The organism is Staphylococcus edaphicus (genome assembly GCF_002614725.1).
Classification (GTDB): domain Bacteria; phylum Bacillota; class Bacilli; order Staphylococcales; family Staphylococcaceae; genus Staphylococcus; species Staphylococcus edaphicus.
Window position 1 is genome coordinate 100,828 of the sequence record NZ_MRZN01000007.1, and the last position, 15,746, is coordinate 116,573.

Below are 15,746 nucleotides of genomic sequence, written 5' to 3' on the forward strand. Positions count from 1 at the left end.
TTATGTCATTAAAACAAAAGCACTTCCAAACATCACATTTTACAATAAATACGGTTGGGGCTTTTCACAAAATTTATCGGATTAGATAAAAATACCATCTAAATATATGTGTATACAAAAACTGACATTTCAATAATGAAATGTCAGTTTTATCACAAAGATAAATTAATCATCTTTAATCGCGTTTTTGGACTGCTTTATCCAAACCGGTAAGCGTTCTTTAATTGTTTGAAACCCATATCTTTCGGTTTCTTTAATTTCATCTAATACTGACTGTTTTTCCTTCTTACGTTCATAATTTTTAAAATAGTCATTATCTTTTAAAGAAAGATTCAGTTTACCTTCATCATCAATTGAAATCACTTTCGCTCTTACAATTTGCCCTTCCGATAAAAACTTTTTCAAATTATGGACGTAATCATCCATAATTTCAGAAATATGAATTAAACCTTCAGCATTGTCAGGGGTTTCTACAAAAGCGCCATACGGTTGAATACCAGTCACACGAACTTTGATATGTTGACCTACTTTATAGTGATTATTCAACGTGATAACCCCTTATTTCGTTTTACTTAACAATATTATAATAGCATACATTACAGAATGGCACTAATATTATAGTAGAAAAATTCTACTATTTATTTAAATGTAGCAATAATTCAAGTGATTATTCGTTTATAAATATGAAACTACACATTCACCCTCTAAATATGCGTTATATTTATAACATAAAAAGAAAAGCTCAAGCATCCTCTACAACATAGAGCGTGCTTGAGCTTTTATATTATTTATTCAACTATATCAATTGAATCAATTGTTACATCATGTAATGGTTTGTCTTGCGGTCCTACTTTCGTATTGGCAATATCTTCTAATGTCGTCTTACCTTCTATTAATTGACCAAACACTGTATGTTTTTGATCTAACCAAGGTGTACCACCTGTTTCAGCATAAGCTTTAACAATCGGTTCAGGCCAACCACCATCTGCTAATTGACTAAGCATTGATTCAGGCACTTCATTCATTTGCACAATAAAGAATTGCGAACCATTAGTATGTGGGCCAGAATTCGCCATTGATAATGCACCATAAATATTAAAGGCTTCTTTTGAAAATTCATCTTCAAATGGTTCACCATAAATACTTTCTCCACCCATTCCTGTAGCTGTTGGATCGCCACCTTGTACCATAAAGTCATTGATGACACGATGGAATGTAACACCATTATAATAACCATTTCTCGCATGTGTTACAAAATTCTCCACTGTTTTTGGTGCTACGTCAGGAAATAGTTTGAAAGTCATATCGCCTTTATTCGTATGCATTACTAATTTAATTTCATTACCGTTAATTTCCGTATTTAATTGAGGATAGTTCGTCATTTTTATTCTCCATTTCATGTTAAGATGATATATGTATTCTAACATAAAAGAAGGGATGGAATGAATGATGTTATACCGTTTTTCACATAAAACTGGCAGTTATGGCGTAACGATTAAGGAAGAAGATGAAAATCAAGTGCTTGTTCAAGTTGAGCAAGTCATTAAACACCCTAAACAAGGAGATTTACATAATCCAACAGAAACTGAAAATGTTTTTTTCCATGAAAGAAAAGCATTGAGTCAATATGAAAAACGTTACACTACAAAATCACACTTAAGAGCATTCAATGTTGAACCATTACCTTATATTGATTCTCTACAACTAGCCATCACAAATTTAGAGGAAAAATTAAAATCACAAGATTCATTGCACGCAACCTTGTCACTCGATAATTTACAGCGTCTTAAAACAGATTATTCACGGCAATATAAACAAAATTTTGAATAAAAATACCGTGTTTCTTCTTATTTAACAAAACATGAATCACAAGTAAATCAAGGGTTAAACACGTTTTTCAGAACCCCTCAATTCATGTATAATGACTTTATACTAAATTTTAAAAGGAGGATAAATAATGAGTTTGTTACATATAGCGGTTTTACTACCGTTAATATTTGCACTCATTATTCCATTTGTATATCGGTTTTCTAAACGAGTACATTTAGGATGGTTTGTGTTACCTATCCCCGTCGTCTTATTTATATATTTCCTATCATATATTTCGACTACCATGTCAGGAAATACCCTTATGGAAAAAGCAAACTGGATGCCACATTTTGGAATGAATTTCAATTTATATGTGGATGGCCTAGGCTTATTATTCAGTTTACTTATCACTGGCATTGGAAGTTTAATTGTACTGTATTCTATAAGTTATTTAAGTCGACAAGAGCAATTAGGCAACTTTTATTGTTACCTATTGCTATTTATGGGAGCCATGTTAGGTGTTGTATTATCAGATAATTTAATTATCTTATATTTATTCTGGGAATTAACATCATTTTCTAGTTTCCTACTTATTTCATTTTGGCGTGATAAACAAGCCTCAATCTACGGTGCACAAAAATCAATGCTTGTTACCGTATTTGGTGGTCTATCATTGTTAGGCGGTATTATCTTACTTTCTATCGCCGGTGGATCAACAAGTATTCAAGAATTAATTAGAAATGTCTCTGAGATTCAAACAAGTCCATTTTTTGTTTTGTCTATGATTCTTGTTTTAATTGGTGCAATGACCAAATCTGCACAGTTTCCATTCTATGTTTGGCTACCTGATGCAATGGAAGCACCAACACCTGTCAGTGCCTATTTGCATTCTGCTACTATGGTTAAAGCAGGACTTTATCTCGTAGCGCGTATGACACCGATATTTGCGGTGTCTCAAGGATGGATTTGGACAGTTACTGCTGTTGGTCTCATTACACTATTTTGGGCATCACTCAATGCGACAAAACAACAGGATTTAAAAGGTATCCTAGCATTTTCTACCGTGTCTCAATTAGGTATGATTATGTCAATGCTTGGTATCGGAGCAGTAAGCTATCACTTTGAAGGTTCCGAAAGTCAAATTTATATCGCCGCATTTACTGCAGCAATCTTCCATTTGATTAACCATGCTACCTTTAAAGGCGCATTGTTTATGATTACTGGTGCTATTGACCATTCAACAGGCACACGTGACGTCAATAAACTTGGTGGATTATTAACAATCATGCCTATCTCTTTTACCATCACTATCATTACTTCATTAAGTATGGCAGGTATACCACCATTTAATGGTTTTTTATCTAAGGAGAAATTTTTAGAGAGCATGATTGATATTACGAATGCAAATTTATTTAGCTTAAATACATTAGGTATTTTCATACCTGTAATTGCGATTATTGGTAGTATTTTTACATTCGTTTATTCTGTAAGATTTATTGGACAAATTTTCTTGGGTAGTCATAAATCAGACAAATTGCCTAAGAAAGCACATGAGGTTTCAGCATTAATGCTCGTATCTCCAGCCATTTTAGCCATTCTTGTAATTGTATTTGGGTTCTTTCCTTCCATACTAACAGGAACAGTGATTGAACCAGCAGTCAATGCGATTAGTCAAACGACAAATGTAACCGCAGAGTTTCACATGTTCCATGGCTTTACGCCAGCATTTTTCTCTACACTGGGTATTTATATTGTCGGTCTTATACTAATCATTACATTTAGTTATTGGATTCATTTATTACGCAAACAACCGACTAAATTGACGATTAATTACTGGTACAACAAATTGGGCGCTGTCTCACCTGATTATGCAAGTAAATTTACAAATGCATATGTAACAGGCTTCACACGTAATAATTTAGTCATTATCTTTGCATCATTAATTGTAATTGCGTTAGTCACTCTTTTAGTGACACCTTTTAACATTGATTTCAAAGATGTCAGTGCTATTCGACCTTTCGAATTAATTATTGTGGTGCTAATCATTACAGCTGCATCAATGATTATCTTCGCTAAATCGAGACTGTTCAGTATTATTATGGCTAGTGCAGTAGGCTATGCTGTTGCTATATTCTTCATATTCTTTGGCGCACCAGATTTAGCACTCACACAATTTGTAGTTGAATCTATTTCTACTGCCTTGTTCTTATTATGTTTCTATCATTTACCTAATTTGAATAGACATAAAGAAACACGATCATTTAAATTAGTTAATGTTGTTATTGCTGTAGGTGCTGGTATTGTCGTTACTGTGCTTGGGTTAATTGCTTATGGTAATAGGCACTTCGGTTCTATCGCAGCCTTTTATAAAGAAAATGTTTATGATTTAGCACATGGTACAAATATGGTCAACGTCATACTTGTTGACTTTCGTGGTACCGATACTTTATTCGAATCATCTGTATTAGGTATTGCTGGCTTAGGTGTATATACAATGATTAAATTACGTACAAAAAATAGTAAACATGATGAAGGAGGTAAAAACGTTGAACAGACAGAAGAATAATTTAATTTTTCAATATTCAGCAGTTGTTATCTTCTTCCTTATCGTCATGTTTGGTTTATCGTTATTCTTAGCGGGACATTATACACCAGGTGGCGGTTTCGTTGGTGGCCTATTATTATCAAGTGCTTTAGTCATTATTACAGTGGCTTTTGATATTAAAACAATGCGAAAGATTTTCCCGTGGGACTTTAAAATATTAATTGGTATTGGCTTACTATTTTGTTTAGCGACACCAATGGCAAGCTGGTTTTATCATAAGAACTTCTTTACGCATACACCATTTGAAATCCCGTTAGGTATCTTATCACCTATGGAGATGCACACAGCTACTTTCTTTGATTTAGGCGTTATGTGTGCTGTTGTAGGGACTGTAATGACTATAATCTTATCGATTGGGGAGAATGAGTAATGGAAATATTAATGATTTTCGTATGTGGTATTCTCACTGCAATGAGCGTCTATCTCATTCTTTCTAAGAGTTTGATACGCATCATTATTGGTACTACATTACAAACACATACTGCCAACTTGTTTTTAATTACTATGGGTGGATTAAAAAAAGGAGAAGTACCTATTTATGAAAAAGGTATCACTTCATACGTTGATCCTATACCACAGGCTTTAATTTTAACTGCTATTGTTATTTCATTTTCAGTCACAGCTTTTTTCTTAGTACTTGCTTTTAGAAGCTATAAAGAATTAGGTACAGACAACGTAGAAAGTATGAAAGGAGTGCTAGAAGATGATAGAGAGTAACCTAATCATATCATTACTCGTCATACCAATGATTACTATTATCGCACTCATTTTCATTGGTAAGCGTCCAAAGATTAAACGCTATGTTGCCTTATCAGGTACTGCACTAACATTGATTTTTGCTTTTATTAATTTAAAAAATGTCTTAAAAGATGGTCCTATAACTTTAGAACTTGGTTCATGGGACGCGCCATATAGTATTGTCTTTGTACTTGATATATTTAGTGCATTACTTGTCATCACAAGTTTAATCGTCACAATGCTTATTATCTTATATTCCTATCAATCTGTAGGTATTGAGCGTGAGACATATTATTATTATTTCGCCGTAATGTTTATGCTTACGGGTGTCATTGGATCATTTATTACAGGCGATATATTTAATTTATTTGTATTCTTTGAAGTGTTCTTGATGGCATCTTATATTTTACTAGTTATTGGCGGCACAAAAATACAGTTGAGCGAAACAATTAAATACGTACTAGTCAATGTGACTTCATCTGCATTCTTCGTTATTGCCGTAGCTATGCTCTATTCCGTTGTAGGGACTTTAAACCTTGCTGATATCAGTGAGAAACTAAGTCAGTTATCTCATCAAGATAGCGGTATTGTAACGATTATATTCATACTATTTATCTTTGTATTTGCTACAAAAGCTGGGGCATTTCCAATGTATATTTGGTTACCTGGTGCTTATTATGCGCCACCAATTGCAATTATTGCATTTTTCGGTGCCTTGTTAACAAAGGTAGGTATTTATGCAATAGCTAGAACAGCTAGCCTATTCTTTAGGGATACATCAAACTTTTCATTCTATACAATATTGTTTCTTGCCCTACTCACAATTATCTTCGGTTGTGTTGGTGCTGTAAGTTACTTTGATACTAAGAAAATTATTCTATATAATATCATGATTGCAGTAGGCGTCATACTAGTTGGTGTTGCGATGATGAATCAAGCTGGTATGATGGGTGCTATTTACTACACACTACATGATATGTTAATCAAAGCAGCTCTATTCTTCCTTATCGGTGTCATGTATAAAATTACGAAAACACATGATTTACGGAAATATGGCGGTCTTATTAAAGACTATCCCGTATTAGGTTGGACTTTCTTTATTGCAGCACTTAGTCTAGCTGGTATTCCCCCACTTAGCGGATTTTATGGTAAGTACTATATTGTCCAAGCTACTTTTGAAAAGGGATTTTATTTAAGCGGTATCGTTGTTTTACTATCAAGCCTTGTTGTACTATATTCTGTCATTAGAATCTTTTTACAAGGATTTTTCGGTAAGTCAGAAGGTTATCAAGTAAATGCTAAGTTGCAATATAAAGGGATCCTAACAGTATCCATTATTGCTGTCGTTATTTCTGTAATATTTGGACTTTCTGCAGATTGGTTACAACCAATTATTAAAGATGCAGCAGAAACATTTTACAATCCAAGTGTATATACTGACAGTGTATTGGGGGGAAAATAATATGGCTATACAAATATTAGTGAATTTGATTTTATCCGTGTTTTGGCTATTCGTCACAGGGAGTTATAATTTTAATAACTTCATTTTAGGCTATCTGTTCGCATTACTTTTAGTGTATGTAATGCGAGGGATATTGCCAGGCCGTTTTTATATCATCACAGTATATAAAATCATTAAACTTTTCCTCGTATTTATAATAGAACTAGTAAAAGCGAATATCGATGTTATTCGTATTGTGATAAAGCCTAACATTGATAATGAACCAGCATTCTTTACCTACAACACAGATTTGAAAAAAGATTGGCAAATCGTATTACTCTCAAATTTAATCACCTTAACACCAGGCACAATCGTCTTAGGTATTAGTGATGATCGATCAAAAATTTATATTCATAGTATCGATTTTAGTAGTAAAGAAGAAGAAGTCGAAAGCATCAAGTCTTCCCTTGAAAAAGTAGTCAGAGAGGTAGGAGAAAATGAATGAACTATAATATTATATTAGTAATTGCTTTAGTAATCGTTGCGCTATCAATGCTAGGCATGTTAGTTCGTGTCATTATTGGCCCTTCTTTAGCTGACAGAGTTGTTGCACTTGATGCTATGGGAATTCAATTAATGGCTATTGTGGCATTATTTAGTATCTTCTTGGGCACTAAATATATGATGGTTGCTATTTTATTAATAGGTATACTTGCATTTCTTGGTACCGCTGTATTTGCCAAATACATGGATAAAGGTAAGGTGATTGAACATGATAACAACGATCGTCATTAGTTTAGCGCTTATCTTAGTTATATTAGGCTCACTCATCAGTGCCTTAGCAGCAATTGGTATTTTACGACTGGATGATGTCTATGCAAGAGCGCATGCAGCTGGTAAAGCTGCAACATTAGGTGCAATGTTACTTATCAGCGGCGTATTCTTATTCTTTATCGGGCGTGAAGGTTACGTCAATATGCAGTTAATCATTGGTATCTTATTCATATTAATCACTGGTCCGTTAGCCAGTCACCTTATCATTAAATCTGCATATAATTTGAATACACCCGCTTCAAAAAGAACAAAACATGATGAAATCAAAAAAGATTTAAAAGATACAAAATTATAAAATTTAGAATATAGAATTTTGGGGCGAGAAACTTATGTAAAAAAATTTCTCGCCCCGTTCCGTCTATTATAAATAGGTTCACGTTCACGCATAAGACCCACTAACTCAATAAATTGAAAAGTGGTTCTACAGGTTTACATGAACTATCAATAACATGTTAAGAAGCTGAGACAAATGGGTTGTCTCAGCTTCTTTATATATACCTATGTATTTTATGCTACTTTTAAATCATGCTATCCAAAGTTTTACAGCGCTGCTGTCATGATGTCAATTTCACGATGTATTTAATTACATTAATTATGTTTTAAAAAGAGCGACGGCCTATCTGCTTTAGAATTAAGCCCTTTTGCCAGAAATATTACGTGAGGAAGAGAAGCAGCATTAAGAATATCAGTGGCATATAACACTGTGTTAACACATACAGACATAGCTACTTAAGCTTATATAACTGACCCTATAATAATTCATAAAAATGACTACATATAAAAAGACAGTCGAACAGGACGCGATAACCCTAAAAATAAACATTTAAAAATGAAAACTTTAACAGCGTATATCCATGTTCGACTGTCTTTACTTTATATCACTTAACGTTTACGCGGCTTAATGGCGATTGTGCCACGCATGACACAAATCAATCTATCTGTATCATCTTTTATATCAATGTTCCATACTTGTGTCGTTTTACCTTCATGAATAATGGTTGCAGTTGCATAAATTGTACCCTTGGTAGTTGAACCGATATGATTTCCATTCATTTCTAAACCAAGTGGGACAAAGTTTTCAGTATCAATTAAATCTGCCGCTCCCATTGAACAAGCAGACTCTCCAAGTGCAAGACTCGCACCACCGTGCAAATAGCCAAATGGCTGTTTCACTTTATCTGTAACTGGCATGGACATTATCATCAACCCAGGTTCTTGCTTTTCCACTTTAATATCTAATGCATCTAACATATTAACCAATACGGACACCCCTCTTACATCAATTTGTTTCTATAGTATCATAGCAGCAATTGTTCCAAAAATGATTAATGGTATATTATAGAATACAAAGTTCGGTATACATGTATCTCTAATATGATCATGTTGACCATCAATATCTAATCCCGCTGTTGGTCCAAGCGTTGAGTCACTAGCTGGTGACCCTGAATCACCTAATGCACTTGCAGTACCAATTAAAGCAATGAGTGCCATCGTACTTAACCCTAATGACTCGCCTAATGGTACAAATAGCGTCGCAATAATAGGAATTGTTGCAAATGACGAACCTATACCTAATGTGACAATTAATCCAATGATATACATAACAATAATACTTAATAATTTATTTTCCCCTACGACACCACTTAAACTATTCACTAAATTACCAATGTCCCCAGTTTCATTCATTACACCTGCAAAGCCATTCGCAGATAAAATCACAACACCTATGAATGACATAATCTTGATGCCATCAACAAATTGTTTATCTAATTCTGTCCATTTGTAAGCTCTTGAAACAAAGAATACAAGTACACCTGCAAGTGCGCCAAATATCATTGAATCTGTGCCGAGTTGCACAAAAAATGTAGCTAGTATTGAAATTATAGTGACAATAAGGACATAAGGCTTAATAACAATTTGAGTATTATTATCAATTTCTTCATGTTGGATATATTTTCTAGGCTTTCTATAATAATAAATACCTAATATTAATCCGACAATATAGCCTAAAGATGGGATTAGCATCGCTTTCCAAATCATGCCCATCTCAATAGGATGATGTGCCTTGGTAAAACCATTCTGAATGATTTGGTGGAAAATTTGTCCAAAACCAAATGGTAATAAAACATATGGCCAACATAACCCAAATCCAATAATGATTGCAATTTGCCTTCTGTCCACATTAAGTTCATTAAATAAACTAATTAATGGCGGTATGACGATTGGAATAAATGCAATATGAACTGGAATTAAATTCTGACTCATGATACTCATGACAAGTAAGGCAATAATTATAATTACTTTCACTTTAATTCGTGACATTTTACTGTTTTCTGCATGAATACCGTTTATAATTTTATTTACTAAATAATCTGTAATACCACTATAAGAAATAAGCGCTGCGAATCCACCCAGTAATGCATAGCTAAGTGCAACCTCCGCACCATCTACAATATTTTTACCAAATACGGATACAATTTCAGAAACACTCATACCCGCTATTAACCCTCCAACAAGCGCACTGATAAATAAACTGATTACCACGTTTAACCTACATAAACATAATATAATCATCAGTACAACTGCTATAACTACTGCATTTATCACAAAGCATAACTCCTTTATCACGTTATCGAACTAAAGCATCATGAGAATTATAATATCAATAACTATACCACTTGTCAAATACATTTGTTATATTTTAAAAATATAAAATAAAGCATGACGTCTTTACTATATATTTCAACAACCAATCATCTAGCAAATTTTTTATTTCTTGCCTGAGCTTCCTTCAAAACAAAAAAAGGATAACATTGAATGTTATCCTTTTTTCGCTATTTATTTGTCATTGACCCTTACTATTTCAAATGGCGCATCCATGACACAATTGTAGGTATGAGATAACCTGTGGGCCCTTTAGGACCTTTATGTGATGCTTTGTTCGTCGTTGCTGGACCAGCTATATCAAAGTGCATATGTGGTGTTTCACCTGCAAAATGATTGATAAACGTTGCAGCAAACAAGGCTTTACCTTGACCATTTGTATGGTTAACAAGATCCGCAACATCACTGTTTCTAATCAAGCTTTGTTCAGTGGATGTCATTGGTAATTCAAAGACAAATTCATCCATTTGACGTGCGTATTCCAGTATATGTTGCAATGTTGTATCTGCATTATGGTTAAATACTGCCGCTTTATCATCTCCCAATGCAGCAACTGCAGCACCAGTCAAAGTAGCAAAGTCAAGAATCAGCTTCGGTTGAAATTGATTCGCATAAAATACAGCATCACCTAAAACTAAGCGTCCTTCAGCATCTGTATTTAATACTTCAACTGACTCTCCACTTAGTGCAGTGAATACATCATCAGGTTTCATCGCTGCTTCGTTAACCATATTCTCTGCGGCAGCTATGACACCAACTATATTAATTTTCAATTCAAGTTTACGTGCTGCCTCTATCATAGCTATAACATTGGCAGAACCGCACATATCATATTTCATCGTTTGCATACCCGTTTTTGATTTAATAGAATAGCCACCAGAATCGTAAGTTATACCTTTACCTACTAATGCAATAGGCGCGTCTTCTGCTTTTCCTCCATTATATGTAATTGTAATCACACTAGGGCCATTATGAGAACCTTTCCCTACTGCATGTATTAACCCAAAGCCCTCTGACTGAAGTGTTTCACTATCTTTGATATCTACACTTACTTGTGTTCCTTCGAAATGTTTTTGTACCATTTCGCCATAATAACTTGGTGTCAGTATATTAGGTGGCATTTGACTAAAATCTCTAGCTAAATTAATTGCCGATGCTATGGATTGTCCTTGTTCAACAGAACGTAAAATATCATCTGTCTTTTCAGTACTTAAATCTAAATCAATGTGATAGGGCGCCGATTTGTTCGTTTTATAGTTATCAAATTGATAAATGGATTGTATGCTCTGTTGTCCTAATATTTCAGCAATGGCTTCTCTTGTTAATTCATGTGCTTGAAAAGTATCAAATAATAATGAGGCTTTTGTAATACGTTCCTGCTTTAAATATTGGAATAAATTGCCAAATACTTTTAAATAATCACTATGATTTGTTAATTTCACGTTACCTAACCCTACAGTAACTAATTTTACATATTTTTCCTTCAGACTGAACAAGGTAGTAGAAACTGTGCCAATATTCGTACTAATAATGTGATTTTGTTTTAACGTTTTAAGTTTTTCGTTAATGTTCTCATTTACAACCTCAATTGTTTCAAGTTGATTTAAATGCTCTGGTACACCTATGATCAACGTATCATTTTCTATTTTTTTATTATCATGAATATGAACTTTCATACAATCTCTCCTCTTTTCTACTAATTTCTTAAAATGCTTAATAACTTTTAAAATTTTCTGGCATTTATAGGTTATTAAATAGGTTGTGCAACAGAAATTTAACCTATTTAAAAAATTTCGCGGTCTTCACCTTGGATAAAGGTTTACCTGAGCCGTAGCACATGCATAAGTATGACTAACTCAATATAATTAAAAGCGATGTATTAACTTTCAATCCGTTAAACTACTGTCTAATAAAGTGACAAGGAGGCTGGGACAAATGAATTGTCTCAGCCTCCTTGTTTCTAACAACACATCCATAAACCATGTGTCATTGATTCATCTATTAAAACTTACCTTTTTTGAATGCTAAACCGATTCCGCCAAGTTTAAATACCGCACGTGTATCGATAACTTTTTTCATAAAGGCAGCTTTTTTGCCTTGAATATCTCTACCATAAACAACACCAACACCGTCGTTAGCGCCTAATGAACATACGGTACCACGATCAACATATTCAAACTCACTTGTTGGTTGACCTTCTAAAATATTTTTAACATTTTTAGCAGTGTGTTCACCTTGTTGCATAGCAATTTGTGCTGTAGTTGGTAATGGACGCTCTTCGCCAGCTGGGATAAACGCAGAACAGTCACCAATAACAAAGATATCATCATATCCTTCGATAGTTAAATCTTGTTTAGTGACAATACGACCACGTTTAACGCCTTCAAATGATTCTTCCATTAGTTTGCTACCACGAACACCCGCAGCCCAAACAGATGTATTAGCTTCTAATTGTTGTTCTTCATCATTTACTTTCACGACGAAACCTTTTTCATTAGCAGCAACGATTGGTGTACCAATTTTGAATTCTACGCCTTTGTCTTCTAAATAACTTACTGCATGGTTAACTAATTCATCAGAGAACATTGGTAACATTTTTGGAGCAGCTTCAACGCAAGTGATTTTCACTTTGCTTTGTTCGACGCCATATTTATTACATAACTCTGGGATACGGTCTGTTAATTCACCTAAGAATTCAACACCAGTGAACCCTGCGCCACCAACAAGAATCGCTAAGTCTTTATCATCTTTTTGTTTTGAAGACGCATAATTAGCAAATTTATCTTCGATATGACGAGATAATCTACGAGCAGTTAATACGTTTTCAATTTGGAAAGCATGGTCTTTCATACCTTTGATACCGAATGTTTCACTTTCAAAGCCTAATGAAACTACTAATATATCAAAATCAAAAATACCAGCATCAGTTTCTACTTTTTTAGCATTGCGATCGATTTTAGTCACTTCTGCTTTAACAAAGTTAACTTTATCTTTGTCAACAACACTTTGTACTGGATATAATAAATCTTCATAGCTGATAGTACCTGCAGAAGCTTCATGTAACCAAGTTGCTTCATAGTGATAATCATTTTTATTAATTAATGTAATCTCAGCCTCATCTGCTGAAATTTGCTTTTGTAATTTTGTAATAGTTTGTAAACCAGCGTAACCAGCGCCTAGAACTAATACTTTTTTACGATCTTGAGCCATTTCATTCACCTAAGCTTTCATAATTTTTTTGTTGCGATAGTCTTTTGCGTTACCCAATATTCAAAATTGTAATTCACAAAAAAGACATTTTTCATCCAATACTAATTTTAAAGTTTTTATGGTTGATTTTCAAGCGCTAACGACCATATTGTTTATTATTTCACATAAACAATTAAAAGACTATAGTTTACACTTATATTTGAGTGCACTATAGTCTTTTATTTTAATATATTTTTTCTAACAATCTTCTGGTGAACCAGCAACTTTAGCTGTTCTAAATGAACTACCACAACCACAGGCTGCAATAGCATTTGGATTATCGATTTGGAAGCCGCCACCCATTAAAGATTGTTTGAAATCTATCGTTGTGCCTTCTAGCACTGGCTTATCATACTTATCTACTAAAACTTTTAACCCATAAAACTCGAAAACTTCATCATTATCGCTAGGTGTTTCTTCTGCTGACATACCATACGTCAATCCTGTACAGCCTCCACCATTCACCTTAACTTTAAGATAGCCATCTGGCATATCATTTTGTTGTAACATATCTTTTACTTCATATGCTGCAGCTTCTGTCATATTAATTATAGCCATTATTTTACCTCCTTAAAAAATCCATGTTTCTTCTATATGTGCATATATATTTTGTAATAAATCATCTGGAGATTCACCTTCAACGGTATCACCATTCACTAATGCATACAAGCCACTAGAACACATACCACAATTTTGTAAACATCCATATTCTAACACGTCTACGCCTGGATCATTTTCAAGTTGATTATATACATAATCTCCGCCCTTCGCTAAATTCGAAATGCAGAACTCAACTATTGGATTCATATTACACCCTCTCATAAATTATCAGTTAAACAATTATAACAAAAACCATAAGCTTATATCTACATCCTAGCTTATAGAATTTTTGCTTTTTGTTAAGTTACAATAATAATCATAAATTGAATTTGATATTTTTATTTTTACCAATCAAATTTACTTATTCATCTTTTGTAATTGCAATTTATACTGTGTCTACTTTATTTGTAGTAGTAAACAAAAAAGCATATAATATGTATAAGTAAGCTGATTATAGAAAATTGGTATATCGATGCAGGACGAAATATGATTTAACCACATTATATTTAATAACTTACATTGAATTGCACTGAATAATGCTACATAATTTAAAATATTGTAGTTTTTATTCTTGCTCAAACAATTTTTACTAGAGGGGTATCACAAATGAAAAATTTAGTATTATTAGGTGGCGGCTATGGTAATATGCGCATCATGTCACATATTTTACCTTCAGCACTTCCAGAAAACTATTCAATCACACTAATTGATCGCATGCCTTATCACGGCTTGAAACCAGAATTTTATGAATTAGCTGCGGGAACAAAATCAGATAAAGATATTCGTATGAGTTTCCCTGATTCAGATAGAATCAACAATGTTTATGGTGAAATCACTGATATTAATTTGGATGATCAAATCGTATCTGTAGGACATACGAAAGTTGACTATGATGAACTCGTTATCGGACTAGGCTGTGAAGATAAATATCATAACGTACCAGGTGCAGAAGAATATACACATAGTATTCAAACGCTATCTAAATCTCGGGAAACATTCCATCATATTAGTGAGCTTCCGAATGGAGCCAAAGTCGGCATTGTAGGTGCAGGTTTAAGCGGTATCGAATTAGCTAGTGAATTACGAGAAAGCCGTAGTGATTTGAAAATCTTCTTATATGATAGAGGCGAGCGTATCTTAAGTCGTTTCCCTGAAAAATTAAGCAAGTATATAGAGAAATGGTTTAAGAAACATGATGTTACAGTAGTCCCAAATTCTGATATCAATCGTGTTGAACCGGGTTGCATTTATAATAACGATGTGCCAGAAGAACTAGACTTAATTGTGTGGACGGCTGGTATTCAGCCGGTTGAATTAGTAAGAAACTTACCTATAGATATCAGTAAAGGTGGGCGTGTCATTTTAAATCAATATCACCAAGTACCTACATACAAAAATGTTTATGTCGTAGGTGATTGTGCTGAATTACCACACGCACCAAGTGCTCAACTTGCTGAAGCACAAGGTGATCAAATTGCTGATGTCATGAAATTGCAGTGGCAAGGTAAGCCACTTCCTGAAAAAATGTCAGAAATTAAAATTCAAGGCTTTCTTGGATCTCTTGGTGATAAGAAAGGTTTCGCGTACATTATGGATCGTACCGTTACTGGCCGCCTAGCCTCTATATTAAAATCAGGTGTGCTTTGGATGTATAAATATCATAATGGTTAAATATTATTAAGAGTCCGGGACATAAACATTTCTGATTAAAGAATAAACGTCAATTTCTATTGAAATTATATAGAAATTGACGTTTTCTTTATTTTTATATAATTTTGTAGCTCGTTGAGCTACTATTTTTCTTAT

At 33.8% G+C, this 15,746-nt stretch carries 17 protein-coding genes; 9 read left to right on the plus strand and 8 right to left on the minus strand.

The window, feature by feature from the left end; all coding sequences use genetic code 11:
- Positions 1-165: 165 nt before the first annotated feature.
- Both ygs and BTJ66_RS06315 read right to left on the minus strand, forming a co-directional pair.
- A complete protein-coding gene (gene ygs, locus BTJ66_RS06310; protein ID WP_099090124.1) occupies positions 166-546 on the minus strand; it encodes a S1 domain-containing post-transcriptional regulator Ygs in 381 nt (126 codons plus the stop codon).
- A 242-nt stretch (positions 547-788) separates the two neighbouring features.
- On the minus strand, positions 789-1,382 hold the full coding sequence (locus tag BTJ66_RS06315; RefSeq protein ID WP_099090125.1) for a peptidylprolyl isomerase: 594 nt from the start codon (positions 1,380-1,382) through the stop codon (positions 789-791).
- 67 nt (positions 1,383-1,449) lie between these two features.
- Here BTJ66_RS06315 and kapB point away from each other — a divergent pair, with 67 nt between their 5' ends.
- From kapB to BTJ66_RS06355, 8 genes are all read left to right on the plus strand, one after another.
- Positions 1,450-1,830 (plus strand): sporulation phosphorelay system protein KapB, encoded by a 381-nt coding sequence (gene kapB / locus BTJ66_RS06320; protein WP_099090140.1) that lies wholly within the window; start codon positions 1,450-1,452, stop codon positions 1,828-1,830.
- 127 nt (positions 1,831-1,957) lie between these two features.
- Entirely contained in the window at positions 1,958-4,375 is a 2,418-nt protein-coding gene (locus tag BTJ66_RS06325) for a Na+/H+ antiporter subunit A (RefSeq protein ID WP_099090126.1), read from the plus strand.
- Positions 4,356-4,784 (plus strand): Na+/H+ antiporter Mnh1 subunit B, encoded by a 429-nt coding sequence (mnhB1, locus tag BTJ66_RS06330; protein WP_099090127.1) that lies wholly within the window; start codon positions 4,356-4,358, stop codon positions 4,782-4,784. Before BTJ66_RS06325 ends, mnhB1 begins: the two co-directional genes overlap by 20 nt.
- A complete protein-coding gene (gene mnhC1, locus BTJ66_RS06335) occupies positions 4,784-5,131 on the plus strand; it encodes a Na+/H+ antiporter Mnh1 subunit C (RefSeq protein WP_002483802.1) in 348 nt (115 codons plus the stop codon). Before mnhB1 ends, mnhC1 begins: the two co-directional genes overlap by 1 nt.
- Complete coding sequence (gene mnhD1, locus BTJ66_RS06340; RefSeq protein WP_099090128.1) at positions 5,118-6,614, plus strand: Na+/H+ antiporter Mnh1 subunit D; 1,497 nt, start codon at positions 5,118-5,120, stop codon at positions 6,612-6,614. Before mnhC1 ends, mnhD1 begins: the two co-directional genes overlap by 14 nt.
- A gap of 1 nt (position 6,615) precedes the next feature.
- Positions 6,616-7,098 (plus strand): Na+/H+ antiporter subunit E, encoded by a 483-nt coding sequence (locus BTJ66_RS06345; RefSeq protein WP_099090129.1) that lies wholly within the window; start codon positions 6,616-6,618, stop codon positions 7,096-7,098.
- Entirely contained in the window at positions 7,095-7,388 is a 294-nt protein-coding gene (locus tag BTJ66_RS06350) for a Na(+)/H(+) antiporter subunit F1 (RefSeq protein WP_002483805.1), read from the plus strand. The genes BTJ66_RS06345 and BTJ66_RS06350 overlap by 4 nt, the downstream gene beginning before the upstream one ends.
- The gene (locus BTJ66_RS06355) at positions 7,366-7,722 is read left to right on the plus strand and encodes a Na+/H+ antiporter subunit G1 (RefSeq protein WP_099090130.1); all 357 of its coding nucleotides are present in this window, start codon (positions 7,366-7,368) and stop codon (positions 7,720-7,722) included. The genes BTJ66_RS06350 and BTJ66_RS06355 overlap by 23 nt, the downstream gene beginning before the upstream one ends.
- A gap of 587 nt (positions 7,723-8,309) precedes the next feature.
- Here BTJ66_RS06355 and BTJ66_RS06360 read toward each other — a convergent pair.
- The 6 genes from BTJ66_RS06360 to BTJ66_RS06385 all read right to left on the minus strand — a co-directional run bounded on the left by BTJ66_RS06360 (position 8,310) and on the right by BTJ66_RS06385 (position 14,147).
- Positions 8,310-8,678 carry a PaaI family thioesterase gene (locus BTJ66_RS06360; RefSeq protein ID WP_420801876.1) on the minus strand — a complete coding sequence of 123 codons (369 nt, stop codon included), beginning with the start codon at positions 8,676-8,678 and terminating at the stop codon, positions 8,310-8,312.
- Between the two features lie 39 nt (positions 8,679-8,717).
- Complete coding sequence (locus BTJ66_RS06365) at positions 8,718-10,034, minus strand: Na+/H+ antiporter family protein (protein ID WP_099090132.1); 1,317 nt, start codon at positions 10,032-10,034, stop codon at positions 8,718-8,720.
- Between the two features lie 251 nt (positions 10,035-10,285).
- The gene (locus tag BTJ66_RS06370) at positions 10,286-11,767 is read right to left on the minus strand and encodes a M17 family metallopeptidase (protein ID WP_099090133.1); all 1,482 of its coding nucleotides are present in this window, start codon (positions 11,765-11,767) and stop codon (positions 10,286-10,288) included.
- A 325-nt stretch (positions 11,768-12,092) separates the two neighbouring features.
- On the minus strand, positions 12,093-13,301 hold the full coding sequence (locus tag BTJ66_RS06375) for an NAD(P)/FAD-dependent oxidoreductase (RefSeq protein WP_099090134.1): 1,209 nt from the start codon (positions 13,299-13,301) through the stop codon (positions 12,093-12,095).
- Between the two features lie 237 nt (positions 13,302-13,538).
- Positions 13,539-13,898 carry a HesB/IscA family protein gene (locus BTJ66_RS06380; RefSeq protein ID WP_099090135.1) on the minus strand — a complete coding sequence of 120 codons (360 nt, stop codon included), beginning with the start codon at positions 13,896-13,898 and terminating at the stop codon, positions 13,539-13,541.
- A gap of 12 nt (positions 13,899-13,910) precedes the next feature.
- Positions 13,911-14,147: a YuzB family protein gene (locus tag BTJ66_RS06385; protein WP_099090136.1), complete on the minus strand. Its 237-nt coding sequence runs from the start codon at positions 14,145-14,147 to the stop codon at positions 13,911-13,913.
- A 399-nt stretch (positions 14,148-14,546) separates the two neighbouring features.
- Here BTJ66_RS06385 and BTJ66_RS06390 point away from each other — a divergent pair, with 399 nt between their 5' ends.
- A complete protein-coding gene (locus BTJ66_RS06390; RefSeq protein ID WP_099090137.1) occupies positions 14,547-15,611 on the plus strand; it encodes an NAD(P)/FAD-dependent oxidoreductase in 1,065 nt (354 codons plus the stop codon).
- The last annotated feature ends 135 nt before the right edge of the window (positions 15,612-15,746 follow it).